Below are 25,133 nucleotides of genomic sequence, written 5' to 3'. Positions count from 1 at the left end.
ATGTGTTGATAGGCTAAGCGGGGGAAACCGTCACATCAGAAAATGGTAAATATTGCTAATGCTATGGCGGATGGCCGGGTTTCCAGACTTAATGCGCTGGTAATAAAACTTGGTTCTCTATTGAAATAAAAAATTGTCTTCAGAGTGATTTTTAAAATCACAGTAATTTTAACTGCCTTGTTTATTAATCGTTTAGATACTCTATGATTTTTTCATATCGTTCCAAAATATAAGTCATTCCTTAGTAATAATGAGATAAACATTGATGAATTTTTTCGGGTGTGAGTAGCCATGCCACACACACCCTGTTTTAATTTCAGATGACGTATAGCCACCTGAATACTCAATTATAGGTATTGGACTTTGAAGGTCGCATCTGCATTTGCAGTACCGGCCACTGACTGCCCGAGGGCAATATAACGAGCCTGGAATGGCAGTATATTCGTGCCATCAATCAAGTCAGTTTTAGCGCTAAAAGTTGCCCCATCCAGTATTAATACCTCCCCCGTACGGTCCAAAATTTGGATACCGACATTCTGGGCAGAGCCTGCCGCTGAACTCTGAAGCGCCAACGTATCGTCATTACTGGTGACAGTAGTCCCAAGGAATGCAACAGCCGCATTACTGGAAACATTGGTATCACAATCATTCAGCTTGATATTGAAGCCTACAGCGCTACTGAGGTCACCCGCTTTAGCCAGGCGAGAAGAACGGACCTGACCCAGCTCAACCGTTTGGTTCATTGATTCTGAGTCAATCGCACAAGCGGCATTTACCACTTCACCTTTAAAATGAATAACACCGCCATTTACGGTGGTCGCAACTGACTCATCACCTTCGGCTGCGTTAACCGCAGCCGAAGACATCGCCAACACAGAAACGACAATCATTCCGACATGTTTGAGTTTCATAATTCTCCAAAGTTTATATTTAAGCAGCTGAATAAAGAAATATAACAATTCAGTCATTCGGTTATTGCTTATAAAAAAGAATCATTCTTGATTAGCCTGTCACCCTGAAAATATAATTTCCTGAGTTATTACATCTGATGAAGAACGATAATATCTTTAAATCACAAGGACGCTCAGTCACAACAAGCTTATAACTGCACTTGTTGTAGAGAGTATTTTCAAAGACTTTTTTATATCGCCAAGTAACATGACGATTTCATTATGCATGATGTTTATAAACAACGTCTAAACAGAATATGATTGCGAATATGGAAAATGTCAGGAAAGGTCAAGAGTTATTAATGTTTTATATGGCCAAATAACATTAGGAATGTTTGATGTTTTTTGTTGTCATTATCTCTTGATGGATTATTATTTGGCAATCTATCATCCACGCACCAATCTTATTGTGAAGTATCAGGTTACCCGGTATTTGCGGCTGGGGAGGTATGGTTTTGAACGACGCCGCAATGGATGCCCGCGTGAAAGCGATGGCTACTAACGTGATGTACGACATGAGCCGGGCGCTGGGCCATGGCGTAGGTGAGGGCAAAGACCGTTATTTCACCGCCGACCGTCGTTCTGTTTACAGTCAGCAGGAAAGTCGTTGCCGCAGGCGACTGTGTGAATCGTCAGTTCGTGGCAGAACATCCTGACCAGCTGTGGGTGGCTGATAACTCCGATGGCGGGCTACTTTGAACTTGCTAAGAAAACGCCATACTCTGATGCCGTTCACGCAAACTATCAGCCCAATGAGGAGCATATACAGGAACAGAATAACCAGCTTGAACTTGAGCTGAGAAAATTGAAACGATGTCTATGAATCACACCATTTATTATCGAATACGGTGACCGCCTGAGCGGCCACCTTTAATCGTGGGCAGTTACACAGAATTATTTACAGGGTTCGTCACTACGGCATTTCTCCTGCCACTAGCTACAAGTGGCTTAAACGCTGGACCGATGAAGGTTTATCCGGTCTTCAGGACCAGATACGTACTCTTCAACCTTCCCCGAACCGTTCGTCCTACGACCTCATTGCGCTTTTTCTTCCGCTTTCCATGCTATAGCCATGCAGGGGGCCACGGGATGTGCAGGGCCTTACCCCACAACAGTGAGCCCCGGCACTTTTACATTATCCCGCATCTCTTCGCCGAGGGGGGTAAGCCCGTCTGGGGTCAGGTAGGGTTTGACAGTGTCCACATTAATGTTTAGGTTCCGACAGTAATCCTCTAAACTCCTGGCCGCCCGCCGTACACTCAGATCACTCCATTGCCGGAGTTGTCCGTAGGTGAGGCTGGTTTCAGACTGCCTTGCTATTTCGTCTGTTTTTGGTTTTCCAGTTTCTGTCAATACAATATGGCTGACAATATTTAATTCCCTCAGCAAATCAACAGGAATATCTGACTTATTATCCATCAGTATGTTATCGAACAGCATTTTGTACATGCTTATCAGTTTGTCCTTATTCCCTCTGTCCATACCTTTGGTCCAACCCGAGATGTCTTCGTCGATTTTTGCAAACAGAAACTTTTGTATATCCGCGCCGGTAATGTCAAACTTATCATTCAGCATGGGGAGCGCGTCCAGTATGGTCTTCAGTATTTCCACATGTCCGTGCGCTATGGCTAAAGATATCCCTGTCCAGCCGTTGCCGTTTTTTGAAGCCAGTATATTATTGAGGACATAGTCTTTGGTAATATTAAACTCCCCCTTCATCGAGCAAAGACGGTCCAGCATGGCCTTCACTATTTCCACATGACCATAAGACATAGCATGCGCCATCCCCGTCATGCCATTCGCATTTTTTACAGCCAGGAAACCCAGAATATCCTCTTTGGTAAATACCTCCTCCGGTAGCGCGCAGAGATTATCCAGCATGAACTTCAGCATATTTACCTTCCCATGTGACATGACCTTAAATAAACCCGAGGGGTTTTGGGAAGTTTTATCGTTGAATGAAGACAGTATATTAAAGACATCCTCTTTGCTGAGTTGTAATTTCTCGGCATGGTCGGGGAGTAACAGTTGCATAGCGGTTACTATGTTTTCTTTCCCATTAAGCATGGCTTTGCTCAAAGCGCGATCATCACCCCTACGTGGATTGATTAAATCCCGCATCTCATCGTTGGTAATTCCAAACCTCTCGACCACGTCGGGAAGCATTTCCAACATCGTTATCAGTATTTTATCATGTCCTTCCGTCATGGCAATTTCCAACCCTTCAATCGAATTAGATCTTGGATCAGAGTTTTTTGCTTTCAGTAACCTCAGTACATCATTTTTGTTAATGTTATAATTATCGGGCAGTTTGGCGAGCAAGCCCAGTATTGTATACAGCATGCCATAGCGTCCGTTCTTCATGGCCATATACAAACCCGGGGTACCCCCTTCGCTTGACACCTCCAGTAATTTTAGCATCTTACTGGAGGTGAGTTCGCCTTTACTGGTAAGTTCGGACAGGTGAAGGCTTTCAATCAAATCTGTATCCCCGTCCCGCATAGCCCTGAACAAAATGCTCTCACCCCTGTTGTCGCAAGCCATCAGCTCTTCTAAAATGTCATACCTGTAAAGCTTATTCGCAACCAGATCATAGGACGTTTGGTAATTTCTCGGACAATATTTTTCTATGAGGTTTTGTTTAACGTTTGTAAACTCTTTTTCTGTACAACATATTGATTCGTTCCCCCCGGCACAACTGATGGACAACAGTTTCGCTTCCGGGGCAAAGTTTATTTCTACATAAACCTCGCCACTCTCATCCCGGATGACATATCTGTACTTCTCTTCCTGAATGGCGCTTTTAAAAATCAATTTAAGATATTCCATGCCTTCCCGCATATTCTCATTGTTCGGAATTTTTTCGCTTCCTAACAAATGAGCAATAGCATATAATAACTTTTTGACCCAACTGGAAAATCCTCCGGTACTTGTATCAAGTATGGCTTTGACACCCGCCAGTGGCATCTTGTTTCCATCATAGTACAGGTCTTTTGTAGTATTTGTAGTAGAAGATCTGAGTATTATAGTGTGGACATCACCATTAACGGACATCATAATAATCACCTTTTAATTTATCGAACCCATTACTGACATTAACAGAAATCTGAATATTATCCCGGATAATGCCGGGATAAAGATTCACCTGATACTATTTTAAAACCGGAGAAAAACTATCAAATATCGCTCATTTTAAATGATTTCTTTTATGCTTTTGTCATTCAGAAGTTACCCCACCTGGGGCACCTGCCTCACGATATTCGAATTCGAGTTGCAACTGACTTGAACGAGAAATTTACGGGGTCACATGATGATACGATTCATTCCATTCTTCGTTCTAAGCATTCGAGGCAAATGAAGATGAATCAGTGTCTGAAAAAAATCCGATACCAGAGCGACTTAAGGAAGCGAGATGCAGGGCGGGATTATCACAGCGCTCTCTGGGTCTCCTTGTTGGCTTTGACCCTGCATCGGTTAGCAGTCGTATGAATCATTATGAGACAGGACGCCATGTTAAGCCGCCATTGACGATGCATCTTGGTTCATGAAGTAAGTTAACAGTCAATATGATTTAACTTATGTTGAGTATAAATGTGCCGTTGCTAGCGATTGTAGCTGGTGAACTGCAAAACCACCGGAAACGCACCAGATAAATTTTAACCACATGAATACCTGGCAAAATGCGCGAATTTTGATAGCCGGTTCACGGGAATATGGACAGAATCCGGCTTTTCATCAACACATTTTTGTGAGGTATCATGCTCCAGCCTACTTCTTTATCCGGTGCATCCGGTGTATATGTTAAACCCAATGAAAATGAATATTGGGCACCCGATGAATCCAGCCAGACAGCAAACCGTCTTCATATCGGCTATGTATTAACCGATTTATTAAACAATTCATTAAACGATATCGCAGCCAGCAAGACCAGCAAGACCAGCAAGACCAGCAAGACCAGCAAGACCAGCAAGATAGAAAACTGGGATGATTTATCCTCATCAGATTATACAACCATATTACACAACGCATCCGAAGAAACTTTCATCCACATGGTTTGTCGTTCCCTCCTTCACGATCAATGTTTGACCAAAAGTGATCAGCTGACAAATATGTTCCTGAGCTTCGAGTCCACAGACAATCCCAATATTTACACCATCCCGGCCAAAAAGGAAGACCCGCCGATAGGGCTCTTACTGAACCTGTCCGTCGTCGATGAGCCCATCATGACAATGTACATACCAGGTATGCCAAAAGTAGCGTTGTCTGTAACTCTGACTGGCGATAAACCACACTGTAAACTGCTCCGGAAGTATATCGATAAAGTCCCGGACTGGGTGGCCCAGATAACGGCATGGCGTGCCTGGGCCAAGGTGAATGCTCCCGGGGAATACAGGGCAGAAGCTCTTAGTAGGGTGAAGGCATATATATACAATAGAGCATGCAATAGTGCTTCGGCACTGGAACTAGAACTGGCAAATCTGATGCTGACCAGCCTGCCGGAGCTGCCCGCCGGGCTGGAGAAGCTTGATGTGAGTGGAAACCAGCTGTGCAGCCTGCCGGTCCTGCCCACCGGGCTGGAGGAGCTTTATGTGAGAAGAAACTTGCTGGACAGCCTGCCGGTCCTGCCCGCCGGGCTGAAGAAGCTTGATGTGAGTAGAAACCGGCTGTGCAGCCTGCCTGTCCTGCCCGCCGGGCTGAAGCACCTTAATGTGGGTGGAAACAATCTCTTCATGTCCACCGGGCTGGAGCTGCCCACCGGGCTGGAGGAGCTTGATGTGAGAAGAAACGGGCTGGACAGCCTGCCGGTGCTGCCCGCCAGTCTGGAGAAGCTTGATGTGAGTAGAAACCGGCTGTGCAGCCTGCCGGTGCTGCCCACCGGGTTGGTGATGCTTGATGTGAGTAATAATCAGCTGTCCGGCCTGCCGGCGCTGCCCGCCGGGCTGGTGACGCTTGATGTGCGTTTTAACCTCATGAGCAGCCTGCCGGAGCTGCCCGGCTATATGAGGACGCTTAATGTGAGTAATAACCAGCTGATCCATCTGCCGGTGCTGCCCGTCAGGCTGAAGGTGCTTGATGTGAGTAATAACCAGCTGACCAGCCTGCCGGACCGCCTGCCCAGCGGACTGGAGATGCTTAATGTGTGTTGGAACAATCTGACCAGCAAGCCCAGCCTGCCGCCCAGCCGGCCGAACGCTTGGTACTTTGGCTGTACGATTAATTATGAACCCCAGAGGCCTCGCTCCAGGGAAAACCCGTCTGCTGAGGTATCGGGCTATACGCCCTGAAGCAGTACAGAGAACAACCAGAACCGTTTGATTTTCCGGGGGGCACCGACTACATCGGTGAATTGCGCAATGGTAAAGCGGCAGTCATGAGGAAAACCATGCGAGTCGACGCATTGCGCAACTGAAGGCTATAAAACAGGCGCACCGTAAAAACAGTTTGACCAGTACACCCGGATTAACCGGTGCGCAACAATTTCACCTCATATTCTGGTGGAGACAGATGTAGTGCGTATGGTGTTATATCAATAATTGAAGGAAATCCACCCGCTGTCAGATATGTCAGTAAAACAGGGTATATATCATTGATTGAGCAATTCAGGAGCGTTACTTTTATCCGTATCAGTGCACTGTCTACACGTTTGTGGCTATTCGTTGTTTAATTTGTTGCGTTGAAGTGTTAAAGGTTGCATCTGGGACTGACTGAGATTATATTTTTCAGGTCTAGCATACAGTGGTACGCGCTGCTAACACTCCTATTAGTGAGGCTTATCAGTGCATGAAGGGAGAGGGCGGGGTCGGCTTTGCCCTCTCTTTTTCATGACTGTATTAAACTTCAAATCCTTTTTAAAATTCATTGCCTTATTGTAATATTTTTATTACCAATCCTAATCAGTGTTTTTATTTTTTCATTTATCTTAATATGTCTTTTATCTTGCTCAAGAGAAAGTTTCCGGAATTCATTTTCTCTGCTCGGCACGGGAATTATCAATTCTTCATAAATTTCTTTTGCTCCTGACACTTTTTCCAATTCACTGCTGTATTTTTCAATAAGAGTTCTTATTTGAATGTTTGCACCACTGTGTTACTTTTTTTGTGATGATCAGACAACAGCAGAACTTGCATTGCTCATATCCCGGATGACAGAGGAAGAGCGAAGTAGTCTTATCGAAGCACTCAAAACGTCTTCAGGTGTAAAACATGCTGACAAAAAATGATGTTCTTCAAAAGGCTATTGATCTTTTTGAAGGTAACGAAAGTGCAGCATTAAACTGGTGCAATGAACCAAACAGAGCATTACAGTGGAAAACGCCCTCTGAGATAATGGACTCAGAAGAGGGGGTGTTGAAAGTTACCATGCTCATTTTTCGAATAGAGCAAGGGGTTTATTCATGATTTACGACTCATCTAATTTCTCCAACTAACGGTTGGAGAAATTTGGGAAGGTAAGCAATATACAGAATGACGGAAAGAAATCGTCCATGCCCTTTGCCGAAAATTATAACCAGCATTATGACGACTTGTGTAACTCCCGAATTACATGTTTGGCAACAGACTTTCCACCGGAATAACCGTATTGATTTTTACCGCTTTGACAATTTCTATCAACGATAGGGTATTCTGCGCCAGTTGGTCTTGCAGTTCACTGACTTCCGCCTGCAACTGCTGGTTTCTGGCCAGCAAGGCCTGACGGGTTTTGCGGTTGACGTATTGCTGTTTTTCTTTTGGGCGTAGATTCAACGGGCCAAGTTGCTGATCAACATAGGCAGCAATTAGGCGTTTTCGCTCAAGGCTGCTCAGCGTACTTAAACCACCGTTAACGATACCTTTTGCCTTGAGCCGAATATGCAGGGCCTTGGCGGAAATAGGGGACTTGTCAAAGCCTTCAGCCAGTATCAGTTGTAATTCGTGCTCGATCAGTGTGTCCAGTTCCTTTCGTGAGAGGCAATGGAGAGATATGAAGTTGTTTACCATCATAGGCTATTTAACATAATATACATTATGCGCACTAACATAAACCAAGGGAGAATCCAGTCGTTGGCGGTCATGATTGTCCTGCTCATTAACAACGGCCAAACCCCATATCTTACTTAATACCGTATTCTCGGCTTAACCGACGGTGCAACCTCAACACATTGGTTTCAACTGCCGTCACCACGTTCTCCGGAAAATCTGTCGGTAATGAAGTCTTCACGTTATCCAGTGCTGCCGGAATCATTCTGGCAAAGTCACTCAGGATTTCATGCATCTGCACTTCCGGAAATTTCAGCACCTTTGCTGTCGCCAGAAAATGTCGCGGATAAATTTTATCGATTGCCGTTTTTTTGCCTTTGGATGCGTTAAGCCCCATTGCCAGTTTGAGATCGCTGATGTGTATTCCTGCGCCACCCAATACCGGAAATGCTGAAATGATGTCGTAAAATGGCGTGGGTTAGCTAACCACTCCGGTGCATACTTAAAGGTGTGCGCGCCATTGGCTAACTTCGTTAACTCGCCTACCCGCTGGTTGTTCATCCAAGTGACAAGTTTAGGCATTACCACTCCAGATCTTGCTGTTCTGTTGATTCTGGCGAGGCATTTTTCGTGTCGCATAGCGTCATTGAGAGTTCAAGCGACTGTAAAATCTTAAAAAATGTCGTGAGCGTGGTATTGTCAGGATTGTTTTCGAAATTGGAAATTGTCGCCTGCTTAATACCGATTTTTTTCGCCAGCTCGCTCTGCGTCCAGCCATTTTGCTGACGAACCAGTTTCATTGCATTCGCTAATTGCGTTGGGCTATAGATCTTCTGAAAGCTCATCATGTCATACGTCCACAGCATATTTATCCGCTCAAGGGGATATTATCAGTTTTATCCTTTAGTGGGGATAAAGTCAATCAGGAAACACATCTTATCCGCTCTACGGGATAAACACTGTGTTATCCGCGATCGCGGATAAAAAGGAGGATTTAAAAGTCGTTTGAAGTCGGCAATATTAAGCAGCCGCATGCCATCTTCGACATGCGGCTTATACGGTTTACCAGCTATATTTCACACCCAGCATGCCCTGAGTATCGCTATAGCCTTTATCACCTAGTTGCACACCAACATTCCCCCACAGGCTAAGGTTGTTATTTACTTTCGCCTCAACCCCGGTACGTACTTCACCGAGATTACGCGCACCATCACGGCTTACGGTTTGACCATTCATCTTCACGGCGTAGACTTTGCTGTTGTTGATCCAGTTCGCTTCAATGTAAGGCTGGAACTCACGCTGTTTACCATTGTCGCGCTGGTGATGACTGTTCAAGTAGGTTTTCACCCCAAGTCGAGTTTGCACGTTTCCGTCACCTTCCGTTTCAATGCGTGTTCCGTCTTTCCGGGTATGGTCAGAATCTTTCACACCCATCCAGGTGATTTGCACCTGTGGCTGGACGTACCAGGTATTCAGCGTCCCTTCGCTGCCGCTAAATGTTCCCGCTTCAAAGGTATATCCACCCTCAACAGAGGCCGTCACACCGCGAGAATCATAGTCGTCAGCAGAACGGTTATCGGAACTGACGCTGTTATCAAACCAGTTATACAGCGCCCAGCTGTCAACATAAGCGCCGGTCTTATTCGCATCGTTCTGATACCAGGTCGCGTACATCCCAGCGCTGTAACCGCTGATGCGCCCATCCGATTTATAACCCACACGATTACTCTGAGTATTACTGTGCTGATTGGCATAGCCTGCCATGACGCCGAGATGCCAGCGATCCTGCGCGTTGCTACTCCACTGCGCCAAATCGCCGCCTAGCTGCAATACATAGCGGTTAGCCTGAGTATTTAGCTGACCGTCACCGGCCCTTGAACGTTCGTGCCCTCCGACATGACGCATCCACATACTGCTTGCCGAACCCTGAGAATGCAGTGAATCTGTATACTGCGGCTCACCCAGACGGTCGTGTAAACGATGGCTAAACAGCGAGTTGGCTGCGGCAATGTTGCTGATATAGCTTCCGGCCTCCGGGCGATAAACTGATGGGCCTTCCGGATCCACAGCAGGAGGATTATTGATGGGATCGGGTGTATCCGGTGGCGTTACGCCTTCCCATTTACTGGTTAGATACCAGTTTTTCTCGTCATTCCCCTTCCCTTTAGCCAGCGTGTAGACGTAAGCCCCAGCTTCGACAGTTCCGGTGGTCAGCGCGAAGTTACCTGCAGAATTACCGCCAACCTCAATGAGTTCAATACCGTTGACCGTTTGTGCACCGACGCCGCCAATGTTATCAACCCGAACGCGAGTGTTCCCTTGGGTATCGCCTTTCACGTTCATTTTGTCCGTGGGCGAATTATCGCCGCCCAGCGTCGTGTTGAACGTCATCAGGCCATTGTTGCCGGTATAGTTGCCGTTAACGGTCAGTACATTGCCCGGTTTTCCTCCTTCACTGTTCATTTGAACCGTGCCGCCATTCTCCAGGTTGCCGCCGATAGTGGTTTTGGCGACACGCAGTGTCCCCCCAGGCATAACGTTCACATCACCTGCAGTGGTGACATTTCCCGACATCACACCGCTGTTATGGATATTAATGTGCTGACTTGCCATATTAATGGCAGAGTCGGAACCGAAAGCAATTTCACCACCCACGATATCCGTCGTACCCTGATACGCCGCGGAATCGTTGTTAAGAGTCAGGATCCCGGTCCCCAGTTTTGTCACATCGCCGCTACCGGTGATACTGTGCGTCATCGCCCAGCTACGCTCAGTGGCGATGGTGAGCAGGCCATTATTGATAACGGAAGCATCACCCAGGTTTTTCTGCTCGTTGACGCTGAGCGCGCTGCCTGCATCGATGTTGAATTGCCCCACAAAGCGGCTATTATCGCCATCCAGCTCTACGTCTGTGCTGGCGGTTGCGCTCACGATACCTTTACCGCTTATGCTATTGCGCAGTTCGCCGGTCACGTTTTTTAGCGTTAACAGACCGTCATTGGCAATATTCCCTCTGCCTAACCCCTGCGTATTGTCGAGGCTGACTTCCGCATTTGGGCTAATGCTGGTTAACGCATTGTAGCGTGCATTAAGCCCCTCGATAGCCAGTGTTCCCCCTGTAACATTCAGGTTTCCGCCACCTGTCAGTTCGCCCTGACTGATCCCACCTTTATTCACCGTCAGCGAACCTTCTTTGAACAAAATAGTCGAACCCATCAGCCCGGTGAATGTCTCTACCGTCTGCTCCGATCCATTAAGATCGACGATGGCCGCGTTGCTGATGTTCAGTTCCCGAGTATTGCCCAGCGCGCCATCCGCATCGGTACGTAATGTCCCCATCTGAACATAGGTTGCCCCCTGATAGTCGTTCTGACCGTTGGAAAGCGAAACCTGTCGCACCGTATTGATTGCCAGATCCCCTTCACCACCGATTTTTGCCGACATATCGGCCGTTGCGCCATAGGCTCCGCCATGTTCGGCTAACGTCAGCTTTTGCCCACCATGGATGTTCAGCGCTTTCAGCCCATAGTTAACATACAAACCATCACCAGGTGCGGTCGTGAGTCGGAATCCATAATCACCCTCGGCGACCACTGTTCCGTTTTGTGCAATGTGTAACGTTTTGTCCGCTTCCACCTCGTCGCCCTGTAAATCACGTAACGTTAATGAGCCACCCGACCCAATAACCGTTTGCGCCTTCACCAGTTGAACGCCGACATGGCTATCATCGTGTTCCAGCAAATTGAGCGTAGTCAGAGGGTTATTCGCCATGGGGTCATTCCACGGTTTAGGCACGTCGATAAGCACGTCGCCCGTCCCGTTTACCTGATAGTTACGGCCTTTCCAGGTGTAGTCACCCGCGCCGACAACCAGTGTATCGACGCTGATATATCCCTCCGCAAGCGTCGCAGCAGGTATATCCGTATCGAAAGTGAGCGTACCGCCATTCATGGCTAGTCCACCAATGGATTGCTCTCCCACTTTTACCGATGTGGTATTTTCACTGTCAGACTGAAGCATCGCGTGAGTAAGCGCAGCGGTGTTGTCGCGTTCCAGTGTGAAGGTACTGTCTTTCAGTTGGGCAACACCGGCGAATTCAGTTCCTGTTGCATGGGTAAAGCCAAACATTTTGTCGGAGGATGACAGCTGCACTCGCATCAAGCCATCGCCTTTGAGCGCATTGGTCAGCGTGTAATCTCCTGCGCTGTTCGTTGATGCGAGAATGTCGAGCGTACCGGGGCTTGCAATGGTTACTTCACTCGAACCCATGCCTGTTACCCCATCTGCCGTATGTGACGCAATAGTCAGGAGGCCGTCATTGACCAGCGTTTTGCCGCTATAAGTATTCCCTGCATTGAACACCGTATGGCCTGCATCATGCATCACTTTTCCGTCTTTATCGTCACCCGTAATCAGCATATCGACCTGGTAGCCGGCATCACTGTTATTGGTATGATTAAAGACAAAAACGCCTTCGCCAAGACCAAACTCCACTTTCGTCGCATTGGTGATAAACCCGGCATCTGCCGCCACCTCACCGTGAGCAGCACCAATGTTTAGCGTTCCTACAGCAGGCTCAAAAACACCTAAGTAAACTTCTCCACCTTCGACATTCAGCGTGCCGTTATTCGTCAGGGTTAACGTACCTGTGCCAGTCGTCCCTACGTTCATATTGAATGTTTCAAGAAGAGAGTTCTGCCCATCCACCCGCACGCTGCCCTTACTTTTGTCATTGAGAGCTATCTGTGTATCACGCGCTTTAACTATACCTCCGGTGGTAATATTCAGTTCACCCGTGCCTAATACACCGACCTGTAGCAATTGGGCGTTAGTAGATGACGTTTTTAAATTCCAGAGACTATCCGTTGAAATATTAACTATCCCCTTACCGGAGGCATTTCCTCCGATAAATCCATAGCCCGTTGAATTAAGGGTGGCACCATTACTGACATTTACGATGCCGCTACCAAAATTACCGACATTGATACCTACAGTATCGAACGATGATGTCGCATCCATCAGGTTCAGTGTGCCGATACCGCTTGCTTTATCGCCCAAAAAAGTAATATTTTGCGATACGAACTTACCGCCATCGCTGATATTGAGGTTTCCGACGCCCGCAACACCAATAGTGGTATAGACATTCTTATTGACCTCCCACATCCCCCCCGTGGTGATGCTAACCTTCCCGACGCCGGTTTCTCCATAACCGAGTGAGCTTCCTCCGTTGCTGACAACAAGCCCCTCATTACTGATATTCATTTCGCCGTGGCCGTCATAACCAAGATTAGTTCCGAGATTAGTGATAACGGAGTTCTTATCCTTAACAGTAATGTTGCCTGTGCCTGTTTCTTTCATCCCCGCAGTGATAATTCCCGAATCTACTTTGCCTTCACTCGAGACATTAAGTTCACCGTCGCCAGCATCACCGATATAGATATAGCGGAAAGCTTCGCCCGTTCCGAGGAAATTCCAATGCCCTTTATCGGTCACGTTGACGACACCGTGGGCCCCGTCCTGAACGCCCACCAATGAATATTCTTTATTATTAATCAGTCCATTATTGGAAATATTGACTGTGCCATTACCGAAATATCCATTATAGAGTCTGCGTACCGTGATGACAGAGTCTTGATCCTGCACGTTCAGGGTTCCGATACCGGTGAGGTTGCCACCGATAATCGTATTTTCAGCCGTAATTAGCCCCCCATCGCGAATAATTGCTTCGCCCGTCCCTTGATTACCAATTTGAAATTCAATTGAGGAATCATTATTTTTTATTAGCCACTCGCCACCCTTTTCAACGACAACCTTACCATTACTGTTCGCCTGATATCCTACAATGGCGACTATTGAACTCGTGACGTAACCCTTATCCGTAATATTTAATGAGCCTGTACCGTAACTCCCTATTTCGAATAATTCGGTCGTCAGAACCGAGTCCTCTCCTTCAACATTGACCGTCCCGACGCCTCCTGTCGAAGAACCTATCCTTAAATATCCTCCGTCAACGTGCCCCTTCTGTTTAATATTCAGCGTCCCCGTTCCGGATTGACCCACATTTAAAGGCCTTGCATTATTTCCGCTATCATACAATCGCCAGGTGCCACCCAAAACGTTAACGGTGCCCTCTGAGTCCTCATTACCACCAATGACGCTGGTAGTAATAGTGGTTAAGGAGGCATTACCGCCAGCCAAAATATTAAGCACTCCAGTGCCATACCACCCAACCAGGTAGGCATCATAAGCAACATCAGTATTAATATTGGTAATCTGACCATTATCAACTTCCAGACTCGCACCCGACGCTGAACCGCTTAGTGCCAGCAAAACACCCAGCGTCAATCTACTGAATTTCGTTGTCAATCCAGAGGATTTACGCAAATTAACCGTTGATGTTTTACCTACCCTGCGAGTTAATTCCGAGCAGGCCTGAAATACCTGTAGGGTGCAATTCCATATCACGCGATAGATTCTATTCATATAAACGCTCCATATACAAACAATACAGCCACGAAAGAGATGAGTCATCAGACGTAAAAAATGAAACTTATTAAGTTGTCAGAGGTCTGTATTGAGTGTTGGTTGGAGGTGGGAAGGTGTCAATTTGGCTAATTTGCTAATACTTTCTAATCGATAGATTAAAAATTGCATAGTTCTTATTTTATTTAAAAATGAACCATGAGTTATTGTTGCTTAATAAGAAAACTGTTTCTTTCAATAAGAAGATTATCATCATCATATTTAACAAAGAATAGCACTAATTGCTAAAAACAGAAGTTTATTAAAACCCTTTTTCATCCATTAATGCCTTTAGGAATATTCGCTATAAAATAAGGGTTATGCTTAATGCTTTAAGAAAAATAGCAATTTTCCCTTGAATATAGTACTGGTGATGGAACGATGAATCTGCAAGCTGGCATTTAACAAGCCAGCTCTAAAGAAGGGAAATAAGAATGCCAATACTCAAAAACTAACAGCCACAGTCATCATGATGTGGCTGTCAATGAAACTATAACCCAGGCGCTTTCCATAACGACGTCGTCAGTCCATGATCAACCAGCCCCAGCTGATCCTGATAAACTGCCTGCCACTTATCGCGTGAATCCTGATAAAGTTCATGCTTTTCCGGGTCTGGTGTGTGCGTCCGTTCCCAGCGAACCAGGCGTTCTCCGGTTTCTGCCATTGATGAAAAAATTCCGGCACCGACGCCAGCTGCAATGGCACATCCTAATGCGGTGGCTTCTTTGACCACCGGAATATTGACGGGTAATCCCGAGACATCAGCGAGAATTTGACTCCATAATTTCCCTTTTGAACCTCCGCCTGCAAAGACTAACGATGAAGGATGAATATTCGAGAAATCAGCGATTTGCTGCAAGTTACACGCTGATACAATCGCCGCATTTTCTTCCAGCGCACGGAACAATGTCGCTTTGTTACATTTATCCGGATCAATAGACAAATTAATAAAGGAAGGCGCAGCGTGATACCAGGTTTTAAAGCGCATTCTGTCGGAGAATATCGGCATTACGCCCCACGACCCAGGCGGCACACGACTTGCCATCTCTTCAAGCAACGTATAGGTGTCGATGCCTAAACGTTCGGCAATCAGTTTTTCTTCGGCACAGAAAGCATCGCGGAACCAGCGCATGGTGAGTCCGGTAAAAAAGCTTATAGATTCAGCTTGTACCATGCCAGGAATAACATGAGGATTAACGCGCACGTTCATTTCTGGGTCTGTCACCGGCGCGGCTAAGTTTACAACTTGCTGCCAGAATGTACCGCCAAGAACAGCGGTTTGTGCCGGACGGACAACGCCTAACCCCAGGCAACCAAGTTGCACGTCGCCTCCTCCAACGACCACCGGAGTGCCCGCCTTCAGACCGCAGAGTTCCGCCGCTTGTGAACTTACCACGCCCAGCAATGTGCCGGTTTCTTTGACAGGAGAAAGAATATCGGCCCGCAGTCCGGCCATATCCAGCAATGCAGGTTTCCAGTCACGGGTGGTTAGATCAAGAAGTCCCGTGGTGCCAGCGTTAGAGGGATCCACCGCCAGTTCACCGCTGAGCATATAGGCCAGCCAGTCGCTGATCATGGTGATGGTCGACGCCTGTCGGTAGATATCAGAACGATGGTGCGCCAGCCAAAGTAATCTGGGAATAGCGCTTAAAGCCAGCGTTTGTCCGGTGGCGCGATAAACTTCGTTTTCAAAGGTATTGTTGTATAGTTCTTTAAGTTCGCTAACTTCGCGCGCCGCTCTGGAATCCACATTGGCGCAGGCCCAGATCGGTGTTCCTTCATTGTTATATAAAACAATGCCTTCGCGCATCGAACATGCCGAAACGGCAGCGATATACTCCGGGGCTATGCCGGCGTTGTGCAGCGCCTGGCGCATACACTCACATGCCAGTTGCCAGTTTTTGTTGAGATCAAATTCCATAGAACCAGGAACGTCCGGTACTGCCAGATGCCGCCACTCCGCCTGTCCCACTGCTATTTGATTGCCTTCCAGGTCGAATATCACAGCCCGAATACTTCCGGTGCCTGCATCCAGCGCCATCAGGTAGTACTTTGATTCTGAAGGGGTAAAGAGTCGAGCCATTAGATTGTCCTCGGCTTATGCGTTCTGTCTGTTCCTCTATACGTTCTCCATCATTCCCGGTAATAAGGTCATGCAAATTTAACCACGTAAAATCGCCGCTGCTGTGTCCTGATCGGTAACCAGTGCGTTGATATAGCCGCCTTTCATTGCAGCGGCAATGGCTTCGGCTTTATTTTCTCCCCCTGCCACGCCAACCCGGACGGGAATGGTCTTCAGCGCGCTTAAAGGTAAGCCAATCAGTTCGTTATGTATTTTAATATCCGTGACAACGTCACCTTTTGCATCAAAAAAGTAGCCTAAAATGTCGCCAACCGCCCCTTTTCGGCCAATCATTAACTGTTCGCCCTGACTGATATAACCGGAGCGAATGATCGTCGCGTCGTCTTGTTGACTCACGGCCCCAATGCCGACAATCGCCACATCCGCAGCTTGTGCGGCTAACAGAACATCTTTGACGCAATTTTCATTTTTTAGCGTATGGGCAATGTCAGCGGAGGATGCCCGCAGCGGAGCCGGAATAATATTCACACTGCACGCCGCATTAAGCTGCCCGATACCCGTCATATAAGAACCGACGCCACCGGAGAGCGTGACCAGGCGAATTTGCTGCGACGAAATAAAACCACTTAAGCGTTGCAGCGTATTCATGGTTGCCTCGCCAAAACCAATCGCCAGCATCTGTTGTGGTTGAAGTAAACTCATCAACATATGCGCCGCGCCTATCCCTAGTCGCCCGCCGACATCAGCATCCGCAAGCCCAGGGATCACCCGGACATGTTGCAGCGAAAACTGACAACGTAATTGAGTTTCATATTCCAGACAGCCTTCAAAGCGAGAATTAATCTGCACGCGAATAATGCCGGACTGATGCCCTTTTTCCAGTAATCGCGACACTTTCAAGCGAGTCAGCCCGAGACGCTCGCTGATCTCGCTCTGGGTCAGCCCGTCGTGATAGTAAAACCACGCGATCCGCGCGACCTGTTCTTCTTCACACATTCCCTGTTCTGAAATTGCCGAATCGTTGATTGTCATAATTCATTCTTCACTTTGAACATATTTAAATCTTTAATGCAATTGTTCAGTTCTTGCGCATTTATATCTGTGATAGCAACCACAGTTTGACTCTACGAGCATGAACAAACGCAACCGTGAAAATCAAAATAGCATAAATTGTGATCTATTCGTCGGAAATATGTGCAATGTCCACCTAAGGTTTATGAACAAATTGAAAGCAGAAATACATTTGTTCAAAACTCACCTGCAAAACTGAACGGGGGAAACATGCTAACGAGTGATACCCGCGCGTTACCGCTACTTTGCGCCCGCTCGGTTTATAAACAGTATTCAGGGGTTAATGTCCTGAAAGGCATCGATTTTACGTTGCATCAGGGGGAAGTCCACGCCCTGCTTGGCGGCAATGGTGCCGGTAAATCGACGTTAATGAAGATCATTGCCGGTATTACCCCTGCTGATAGCGGTACGCTGGAGATTGGGGGCAACAACTACACCAGATTAACGCCAGTTCATGCTCATCAGTTGGGTATTTATCTCGTTCCCCAGGAACCGCTGCTTTTCCCAAGCCTGTCGATAAAAGAAAACATTCTGTTTGGGCTGGCAAAAAAACAGCTCTCCATGCAGAAACTGAAGAACTTGCTGGCGGCGCTGGGCTGCCAGTTTGATCTGCATAGTCTGGCAGGATCGCTGGATGTCGCCGATCGCCAAATGGTGGAAATCCTCCGCGGGCTGATGCGCGACTCGCGGATTCTGATCCTCGATGAACCTACCGCCTCGCTTACCCCCGCCGAAACCGAACGTTTGTTTAGTCGCTTGCAAGAGTTGCTTGCTACTGGCGTGGGTATTGTTTTTATCTCGCATAAGCTGCCGGAAATTCGCCAGATTGCCGATCGAATTAGCGTGATGCGCGACGGAACCATCGCCTTAAGCGGCAAAACCAGCGAACTGTCTACCGACGACATTATTCAGGCCATCACGCCAGCGCTACGGGAAAAATCGCTCTCTGCCAGCCAAAAATTATGGCTGGAGTTACCTGGCAACCGTCCACAACATGCCGCCGGAACGCCGGTGCTGACACTGGAAAACCTGACCGGCGAAGGTTTTATGAATGTCAGCTTGACGCTTAATGCCGGAGAAATTCTGGGTCTGGCTGGGCTGGTGGGGGCCGGACGCACAGAACTGGCCGAGACGCTCTATGGTCTGCGTACTTTGCGTGGCGGACGCATTATGCTGAATGGTAAAGAGATCAATAGATTATCCACTGGAGAACGTTTACTGCGCGGTCTGGTTTATCTGCCGGAAGATCGCCAGTCATCCGGACTGAATCTCGATGCTTCGCTGGCCTGGAATGTCTGCGCCCTTACTCATAACCTTCGTGGATTCTGGGCGAAAACCGCGAAAGATAACGCCACACTGGAACGTTATCGTCGGGCTCTGAATATTAAATTTAACCAACCGGAACAAGCTGCGCGGACCTTATCCGGCGGCAACCAGCAAAAAATCCTGATTGCCAAATGTCTGGAAGCTTCGCCGCAAGTTTTGATTGTCGATGAGCCGACGCGCGGCGTGGATGTCTCGGCCCGTAATGATATCTACCAGCTGTTGCGCAGCATCGCCGCACAAAATGTGGCTGTGCTGCTTATCTCCTCTGATCTGGAAGAGATCGAACTGATGGCAGATCGCGTATATGTGATGCATCAGGGCGAAATTGCCCACTCTGCACTGACCGGACGCGATATTAATGTCGAGACCATTATGCGCGTTGCCTTCGGCGATAGTCAGCGTCAGGAGGCATCATGCTGAAGTTTATCCAGAACAACCGTGAAATCACGGCACTGCTGGCGGTGGTGTTGCTGTTTGTATTACCCGGTTTTCTCGACCGCCAGTATTTAAGTATGCAAACGCTGACCATGGTTTATAGCAGCGCGCAAATCCTGATCCTGCTGGCAATGGGCGCGACGCTGGTGATGCTGACACGCAATATTGATGTTTCAGTGGGTTCGATTACCGGAATGTGCGCAGTGCTGTTGGGAATGTTACTGAACGCGGGGTATTCACTACCTGTTGCTTGTGTCGCGACTTTACTGCTTGGTTTGCTCGCGGGATTTTTCAACGGTGTACTGGTCGCGTGGCTAAAGATCCCTGCCATTGTTGCCACGCTCGGTACATTAGGATTGTACAGGGGCATCATGTTGCTGTGGACTGGCGGTAAATGGATTGAGGGGTTACCCGCCGAACTGAAACAACTCTCCGCCCCGCTGCTGTTTGGCGTTTCAGCAATTGGTTGGTTGACGATAATTCTGGTGGCATTTATGGCCTGGCTGCTGGCGAAGACGGCGTTTGGACGCAGTTTTTATGCCACGGGCGATAATTTGCAGGGCGCTCGTCAACTGGGCGTTCGTACGGAAGCCATTAGGATTGTGGCATTTTCGTTGAACGGCTGCATGGCGGCACTGGCGGGGATTGTGTTTGCTTCGCAGATCGGTTTTATTCCCAACCAGACCGGTACCGGGCTGGAGATGAAAGCGATTGCAGCCTGCGTGCTGGGCGGTATTAGTTTGCTCGGCGGTTCCGGTGCGATCATCGGTGCGGTACTCGGCGCATGGTTCCTGACGCAGATCGATAGTGTACTGGTGCTGTTGCGCATTCCGGCATGGTGGAATGATTTTATCGCGGGCCTGGTTCTGCTGGCGGTGCTGGTGTTTGATGGACGCCTGCGTTGTGCGCTGGAACGTAATCTACGGCGGCAAAAATATGCCCGCTTTATGACGCCACCGCCATCCGTTAAACCCGCTTCGTCAGGTAAAAAACGGGAGGCCGCGTAATGCGTATTCGCTACGGTTGGGAACTAGCTCTTGCCGCACTGCTCGTTATTGAGATTGTCGCATTTGGTGCAATTAACCCGCGGATGTTAGATCTCAATATGTTGCTGTTCAGCACCAGTGACTTTATCTGCATTGGCATTGTCGCCCTACCGCTGACGATGGTGATTGTCAGTGGCGGGATCGATATTTCGTTTGGTTCGACTATCGGCCTGTGCGCCATCGCATTGGGTGTGTTGTTTCAAGGCGGCGTGCCAATGCCGCTGGCGATTATCCTGACGTTACTGCTCGGCGCATTGTGCGGTCTGATTAACGCCGGATTAATTATCTATACCAAAGTTAACCCGCTGGTGATTACGCTTGGCACGCTGTATCTGTTTGCTGGAAGCGCCCTGCTGCTTTCCGGGATGGCTGGGGCGACGGGGTACGAAGGTATTGGTGGATTCCCGATGGCGTTTACAGATTTCGCTAACCTGGATGTGCTGGGACTCCCCGTTCCGCTGATTATCTTTCTGATATGTCTCCTCGTTTTCTGGCTCTGGCTGCATAAAACCCATGCCGGACGTAATGTGTTTTTGATTGGGCAAAGCCCGCGCGTGGCGCTTTATAGCGCGATTAAAGTTAACCGCACCTTATGTGCGCTCTATGCCATGACGGGGCTGGCGTCTGCGGTCGCCGCTGTGCTGCTGGTATCGTATTTTGGTTCAGCACGTTCCGATCTCGGTGCGTCGTTTCTGATGCCCGCCATCACCGCCGTGGTGCTTGGCGGTGCCAATATTTATGGTGGTTCCGGTTCCATTATCGGCACCGCCATTGCGGTTTTACTAGTGGGATATTTGCAACAAGGTTTGCAAATGGCAGGAGTGCCAAATCAGGTGTCCAGCGCCCTTTCCGGTGCGCTGCTTATCGTCGTTGTCGTAGGTCGTTCCGTTAGCCTGCATCGCCAGCAAATTAAAGAGTGGCTGGCGCGTCGGGCCAATAACCCATTGCCATAAAGGATATCTTCATGACACTTCATCGCTTTAAGAAAATCGCCTTACTTAGCGCTCTTGGCATTGCCGCAATTTCTGTGAATGTACAGGCCGCAGAGCGTATTGCTTTTATTCCCAAACTGGTTGGCGTGGGATTTTTTACCAGCGGTGGCAACGGCGCACAACAAGCTGGTAAAGAGCTGGGCGTTGATGTGACCTACGACGGGCCGACAGAACCCAGTGTTTCTGGTCAGGTACAGTTGATTAATAACTTTGTCAATCAGGGGTATAACGCCATTATCGTTTCTGCGGTTTCGCCTGATGGCTTGTGTCCGGCACTGAAACGCGCCATGCAACGTGGCGTGAGAGTGCTGACCTGGGACTCTGATACCAAACCGGAGTGCCGCTCTTACTACATTAATCAGGGAACGCCCGCCCAGTTGGGTGGTATGTTGGTGGATATGGCGGCGCGTCAGGTGAATAAAGACAAAGCCAAAGTCGCGTTTTTCTACTCAAGCCCCACCGTTACGGACCAAAACCAGTGGGTGAAAGAGGCGAAAGCGAAAATCGCCAAAGACCATCCAGGCTGGGAAATTGTCACTACGCAGTTTGGCTATAACGATGCCACTAAATCGTTACAAACCGCAGAAGGAATATTAAAAGCCTATAGCGATCTCGACGCCATTATCGCCCCGGACGCCAACGCCCTGCCCGCTGCCGCACAAGCCGCAGAAAACCTGAAAAATGACAAAGTTGCGATTGTCGGATTCAGTACGCCAAACGTGATGCGTCCGTATGTAGAGCGCGGCACGGTGAAAGAATTTGGCCTGTGGGATGTGGTTCAGCAAGGCAAAATTTCAGTTTATGTCGCGGATGCATTATTGAAAAAAGGATCAATGAAAACGGGCGACAAGCTGAATATTCAGGGCGTAGGTCAGGTTGAAGTCTCGCCAAACAGCGTTCAGGGCTATGACTACGAAGCGGATGGTAATGGCATCGTACTGTTACCGGAGCGCGTGATATTCAACAAAGAGAATATCGGCAAATACGATTTCTGATGTGCATTACTTAACCGGAGTACGTTATGGCAGATTTAGACGATATTAAAGATGGTAAAGATTTTCGCACCGATCAACCGCAACAAAATATCCCTTTTACCCTGAAAGGTTGCGGTGCGCTGGATTGGGGAATGCAGTCACGCTTATCACGGATATTTAATCCGAAAACGGGTAAAACCGTGATGCTGGCCTTTGACCATGGTTATTTTCAGGGGCCGACTACCGGACTTGAACGCATTGATATAAATATCGCCCCGCTGTTTGAACATGCCGATGTATTAATGTGTACGCGCGGCATTTTGCGCAGCGTAGTCCCCCCGGCGACCAATAAGCCGGTAGTACTGCGGGCGTCTGGTGCGAACTCTATTCTGGCGGAATTAAGTAATGAAGCCGTGGCGTTATCGATGGATGACGCCGTGCGCCTGAACAGTTGCGCGGTGGCGGCGCAGGTTTATATCGGCAGTGAATATGAACATCAGTCGATTAAAAATATTATTCAACTGGTCGATGCCGGAATGAAAGTGGGAATGCCGACCATGGCAGTCACTGGCGTGGGCAAAGATATGGTGCGCGATCAGCGTTATTTCTCGCTGGCTACCCGAATCGCCGCTGAAATGGGGGCGCAGATTATCAAAACTTATTATGTCGATAAAGGTTTTGAACGGATTGTTGCCGGATGTCCGGTACCCATTGTTATTGCTGGCGGTAAAAAATTACCGGAGCGCGAGGCGCTGGAAATGTGCTGGCAGGCTATCGATCAGGGCGCTTCTGGTGTGGATATGGGGCGTAATATTTTCCAGTCTGACCATCCGGTGGCGATGATGAAAGCCGTACAGGGGGTGGTACACCATAACGAAACGGTTGATCGGGCATATGAACTCTATCTGAGTGAAAAACAGTAACTGCGGATTTAAGGAGAAGAATTATGCACGTCACACTGGTTGAAATTAACGTTCATGAAGACAAGGTTGACGAGTTTATCGAAGTTTTTCGCCAGAACCACCTGGGCTCGGTACAGGAAGAAGGCAATTTGCGCTTCGATGTCTTACAGGACCCGGAAGTGAATTCGCGCTTTTATATCTACGAAGCCTATAAAGATGAAGACGCAGTGGCGTTCCATAAAACCACGCCCCACTACAAAACCTGTGTCGCAAAACTGGAATCTTTAATGACCGGGCCGCGTAAAAAACGTCTGTTCAATGGGTTGATGCCGTGAGTCGAATTTATCCGGTGCGCCGTAAAACCCCGTCCTTCAGGGCGGGGATATAAGGCGCGGTTTTCCACCTGACAAGGTGTTTGCTGTTGTTCAATGTATTGGCGGATGACGGATATTGGCGCACCTCCGCAGCTACTGGCAAAATAGCCTGGACTCCACAAAACGCCTTTGTAGTAATACCTGACTGCAATATCTGGTCGATCTCGTCGCAGTAACCTACCCGATACGCCTTTGAGGCTGTTTACCAGACTGGATATCGCCAGTTTGGGAGGATAGTTAATTAACAAATGGACGTGATCTGGTTCGCCATCCATTTCAACCAGTTCAGCTTCAAAATCAGCACATACATTTGAAAAGTAAGTGCGTAGTTTTTCTGTCGCGTCATGGTCAAAAATCTGGCGTCGGTATTTGGTGACAAAGACCAGGTGAACATGCATCAGGAAAACACAATGCCTTCCACGCCGGATATCGGTTTCTTTTTTCACAGACCAAAATATAATTTGACCTGTGAAACGACTACAGGCATTTAAATTCCAGTTAAGACCCGGTGGTCAACAGGAGCGTGAAATGAGGCGCTTCGCAGGCGCATGTCGTTTTAGCGGCGGGGCACGCCGTTCTTGCCTGTGGAGGGATGGTGCAGTCAGGCCGCCCGTTGAAGCAGGAACCCACCGAAATGATTCAGGCGACAGCCTGAACGTAGCAGGGATCCACGTCCTTCAGGGCGTGGAGGATGTCAACAGTTTTATCTACACTAGGGGTAACGCGCTGACGGGAGTAAAAATATGTCTGACTGGAACCCCTCTTTATATCTGCACTTTGCCGCTGAACGATCGCGTCCGGCGGTGGAGCTGCTTGCCAGAGTGCCGCTGGAGAATATCGAATACGTTGCCGATCTTGGCTGTGGCCCAGGTAACAGCACCGCCCTGCTGCATCAACGTTGGCCTGCGGCCTGGATAACAGGCATCGACTCGTCTCCGGCGATGATTGCTGAAGCGCGCAGTGCTTTGCCAGACTGCCAGTTCGTGGAAGCAGACATCCGCAACTGGCAACCGGAACAGGCACTCGATCTGATTTTTGCTAATGCCTCACTGCAATGGCTGCCCGACCACTACGAATTGTTCCCTCATCTGGTTTCTTTACTTAATTCGCATGGTGTGTTGGCAGTACAGATGCCAGATAACTGGCTAGAGCCAACCCATGTGCTCATGCGCGAAGTCGCCTGGGAACAAAATTATCCGGATCGCGGGCGTGAGCCGCTGGCTGGCGTTCATGCTTACTACGATATTTTGAGCGAAGCCGGATGTGAGGTCGATATCTGGCGAACCACTTACTATCACCAGATGCCGTCGCACCAGGCGATTATTGACTGGGTGACCGCCACTGGATTACGTCCGTGGTTACAGGATCTGACCGAGAGCGAACAGCAGCATTTTCTTACGCGCTACCATCAGATGCTGGAAGAGCAGTATCCACTGCAAGAGAACGGAGAGATACTGCTGGCATTTCCGCGTCTGTTTATTGTTGCCCGGCGTACGGAGTAA

Annotated in this window: 15 protein-coding genes and 11 pseudogenes; 15 read left to right on the top strand and 11 right to left on the bottom strand. The window is 48.3% G+C overall.

Annotated features, from left to right (window positions below; all coding sequences use genetic code 11):
* Positions 1-347: 347 nt before the first annotated feature.
* Positions 348-911, bottom strand: coding sequence for a type 1 fimbrial major subunit FimA (gene fimA, locus FQ015_RS04595; protein WP_024218640.1), 564 nt, complete (start codon positions 909-911; stop codon positions 348-350).
* Between the two features lie 455 nt (positions 912-1,366).
* On the opposite strand from fimA, the pseudogene FQ015_RS04590 reads away from it, so the two are divergent.
* The 3 pseudogenes from FQ015_RS04590 to FQ015_RS04580 all read left to right on the top strand — a co-directional run.
* Positions 1,367-1,537 (top strand): annotated as a pseudogene (locus tag FQ015_RS04590) (alpha/beta hydrolase); the annotation flags it as partial.
* 89 nt (positions 1,538-1,626) lie between these two features.
* A pseudogene (locus FQ015_RS04585) lies at positions 1,627-1,773 on the top strand (IS481 family transposase); the annotation flags it as partial.
* Between the two features lie 85 nt (positions 1,774-1,858).
* A pseudogene (locus FQ015_RS04580) lies at positions 1,859-1,996 on the top strand (helix-turn-helix domain-containing protein); the annotation flags it as partial.
* Between the two features lie 55 nt (positions 1,997-2,051).
* Here FQ015_RS04580 and FQ015_RS04575 read toward each other — a convergent pair.
* Positions 2,052-4,007: an ankyrin repeat domain-containing protein gene (locus tag FQ015_RS04575; RefSeq protein ID WP_160523756.1), complete on the bottom strand. Its 1,956-nt coding sequence runs from the start codon at positions 4,005-4,007 to the stop codon at positions 2,052-2,054.
* Between the two features lie 311 nt (positions 4,008-4,318).
* Here FQ015_RS04575 and FQ015_RS24115 point away from each other — a divergent pair.
* Positions 4,319-4,465: pseudogene (locus tag FQ015_RS24115) on the top strand (helix-turn-helix domain-containing protein); the annotation flags it as partial.
* A 243-nt stretch (positions 4,466-4,708) separates the two neighbouring features.
* Positions 4,709-6,235 carry a hypothetical protein gene (locus FQ015_RS04570; RefSeq protein WP_160523755.1) on the top strand — a complete coding sequence of 509 codons (1,527 nt, stop codon included), beginning with the start codon at positions 4,709-4,711 and terminating at the stop codon, positions 6,233-6,235.
* A gap of 571 nt (positions 6,236-6,806) precedes the next feature.
* Here FQ015_RS04570 and FQ015_RS24605 read toward each other — a convergent pair.
* Positions 6,807-7,037, bottom strand: a pseudogene (locus FQ015_RS24605) (hypothetical protein); the annotation flags it as partial.
* A gap of 116 nt (positions 7,038-7,153) precedes the next feature.
* Here FQ015_RS24605 and FQ015_RS04565 point away from each other — a divergent pair.
* Positions 7,154-7,348, top strand: coding sequence for an MbcA/ParS/Xre antitoxin family protein (locus FQ015_RS04565; RefSeq protein WP_160523754.1), 195 nt, complete (start codon positions 7,154-7,156; stop codon positions 7,346-7,348).
* A gap of 115 nt (positions 7,349-7,463) precedes the next feature.
* On the opposite strand, the pseudogene FQ015_RS04560 reads toward FQ015_RS04565, so the two are convergent.
* The 7 genes and pseudogenes from FQ015_RS04560 to lsrR form a co-directional block, all read right to left on the bottom strand.
* Positions 7,464-7,927: pseudogene (locus FQ015_RS04560) on the bottom strand (hypothetical protein).
* Positions 7,928-8,039: 112 nt separating this feature from the next.
* A pseudogene (locus FQ015_RS24110) lies at positions 8,040-8,381 on the bottom strand (type II toxin-antitoxin system HipA family toxin); the annotation flags it as partial.
* Between the two features lie 26 nt (positions 8,382-8,407).
* Positions 8,408-8,467, bottom strand: a pseudogene (locus FQ015_RS24105) (hypothetical protein); the annotation flags it as partial.
* 20 nt (positions 8,468-8,487) lie between these two features.
* On the bottom strand, positions 8,488-8,754 hold the full coding sequence (gene hipB, locus FQ015_RS04550; RefSeq protein ID WP_001296726.1) for a type II toxin-antitoxin system antitoxin HipB: 267 nt from the start codon (positions 8,752-8,754) through the stop codon (positions 8,488-8,490).
* Positions 8,755-8,968: 214 nt separating this feature from the next.
* Positions 8,969-14,389 (bottom strand): ECSE_1600 family autotransporter, encoded by a 5,421-nt coding sequence (locus FQ015_RS04545; RefSeq protein WP_160523753.1) that lies wholly within the window; start codon positions 14,387-14,389, stop codon positions 8,969-8,971.
* A 529-nt stretch (positions 14,390-14,918) separates the two neighbouring features.
* Positions 14,919-16,511 carry an autoinducer-2 kinase gene (lsrK, locus tag FQ015_RS04540; RefSeq protein ID WP_160523752.1) on the bottom strand — a complete coding sequence of 531 codons (1,593 nt, stop codon included), beginning with the start codon at positions 16,509-16,511 and terminating at the stop codon, positions 14,919-14,921.
* Between the two features lie 78 nt (positions 16,512-16,589).
* The gene (gene lsrR / locus FQ015_RS04535) at positions 16,590-17,543 is read right to left on the bottom strand and encodes a transcriptional regulator LsrR (RefSeq protein WP_160523751.1); all 954 of its coding nucleotides are present in this window, start codon (positions 17,541-17,543) and stop codon (positions 16,590-16,592) included.
* A 249-nt stretch (positions 17,544-17,792) separates the two neighbouring features.
* On the opposite strand from lsrR, the gene lsrA reads away from it, so the two are divergent.
* Genes lsrA through lsrG form a run of 6 tightly spaced genes read left to right on the top strand, consistent with a single transcriptional unit; the run spans position 17,793 to position 23,592 of the window.
* Entirely contained in the window at positions 17,793-19,328 is a 1,536-nt protein-coding gene (gene lsrA, locus FQ015_RS04530) for an autoinducer 2 ABC transporter ATP-binding protein LsrA (RefSeq protein ID WP_000958013.1), read from the top strand.
* On the top strand, positions 19,322-20,350 hold the full coding sequence (gene lsrC / locus FQ015_RS04525; protein ID WP_021552079.1) for an autoinducer 2 ABC transporter permease LsrC: 1,029 nt from the start codon (positions 19,322-19,324) through the stop codon (positions 20,348-20,350). Before lsrA ends, lsrC begins: the two co-directional genes overlap by 7 nt.
* Positions 20,350-21,342 (top strand): autoinducer 2 ABC transporter permease LsrD, encoded by a 993-nt coding sequence (gene lsrD / locus FQ015_RS04520; protein ID WP_039021842.1) that lies wholly within the window; start codon positions 20,350-20,352, stop codon positions 21,340-21,342. The genes lsrC and lsrD overlap by 1 nt, the downstream gene beginning before the upstream one ends.
* An 11-nt stretch (positions 21,343-21,353) precedes the next feature.
* Entirely contained in the window at positions 21,354-22,376 is a 1,023-nt protein-coding gene (lsrB, locus tag FQ015_RS04515) for an autoinducer 2 ABC transporter substrate-binding protein LsrB (RefSeq protein WP_039021841.1), read from the top strand.
* A gap of 26 nt (positions 22,377-22,402) precedes the next feature.
* Positions 22,403-23,278: a 3-hydroxy-5-phosphonooxypentane-2,4-dione thiolase gene (gene lsrF, locus FQ015_RS04510; RefSeq protein ID WP_039021840.1), complete on the top strand. Its 876-nt coding sequence runs from the start codon at positions 22,403-22,405 to the stop codon at positions 23,276-23,278.
* 23 nt (positions 23,279-23,301) lie between these two features.
* Entirely contained in the window at positions 23,302-23,592 is a 291-nt protein-coding gene (lsrG, locus tag FQ015_RS04505) for a (4S)-4-hydroxy-5-phosphonooxypentane-2,3-dione isomerase (RefSeq protein ID WP_000558527.1), read from the top strand.
* 74 nt (positions 23,593-23,666) lie between these two features.
* Here lsrG and tnpA read toward each other — a convergent pair.
* A pseudogene (gene tnpA, locus FQ015_RS04500) lies at positions 23,667-24,092 on the bottom strand (IS200/IS605 family transposase); the annotation flags it as partial.
* Positions 24,093-24,099: 7 nt separating this feature from the next.
* On the opposite strand from tnpA, the pseudogene FQ015_RS24600 reads away from it, so the two are divergent.
* The 3 genes and pseudogenes from FQ015_RS24600 to tam all read left to right on the top strand — a co-directional run.
* Positions 24,100-24,189, top strand: a pseudogene (locus tag FQ015_RS24600) (helix-turn-helix domain-containing protein); the annotation flags it as partial.
* Positions 24,176-24,286 (top strand): annotated as a pseudogene (locus FQ015_RS24500) (hypothetical protein); the annotation flags it as partial. The pseudogenes FQ015_RS24600 and FQ015_RS24500, both read left to right, overlap by 14 nt.
* A gap of 88 nt (positions 24,287-24,374) precedes the next feature.
* Entirely contained in the window at positions 24,375-25,133 is a 759-nt protein-coding gene (tam, locus tag FQ015_RS04485; protein WP_160523750.1) for a trans-aconitate 2-methyltransferase, read from the top strand.

It is taken from the genome of Escherichia sp. HH26CH, from assembly GCF_009820205.1.
Lineage (GTDB): Bacteria > Pseudomonadota > Gammaproteobacteria > Enterobacterales > Enterobacteriaceae > Escherichia > Escherichia coli_F.
This window is presented reverse-complemented; position numbering and strand designations above follow the sequence as displayed.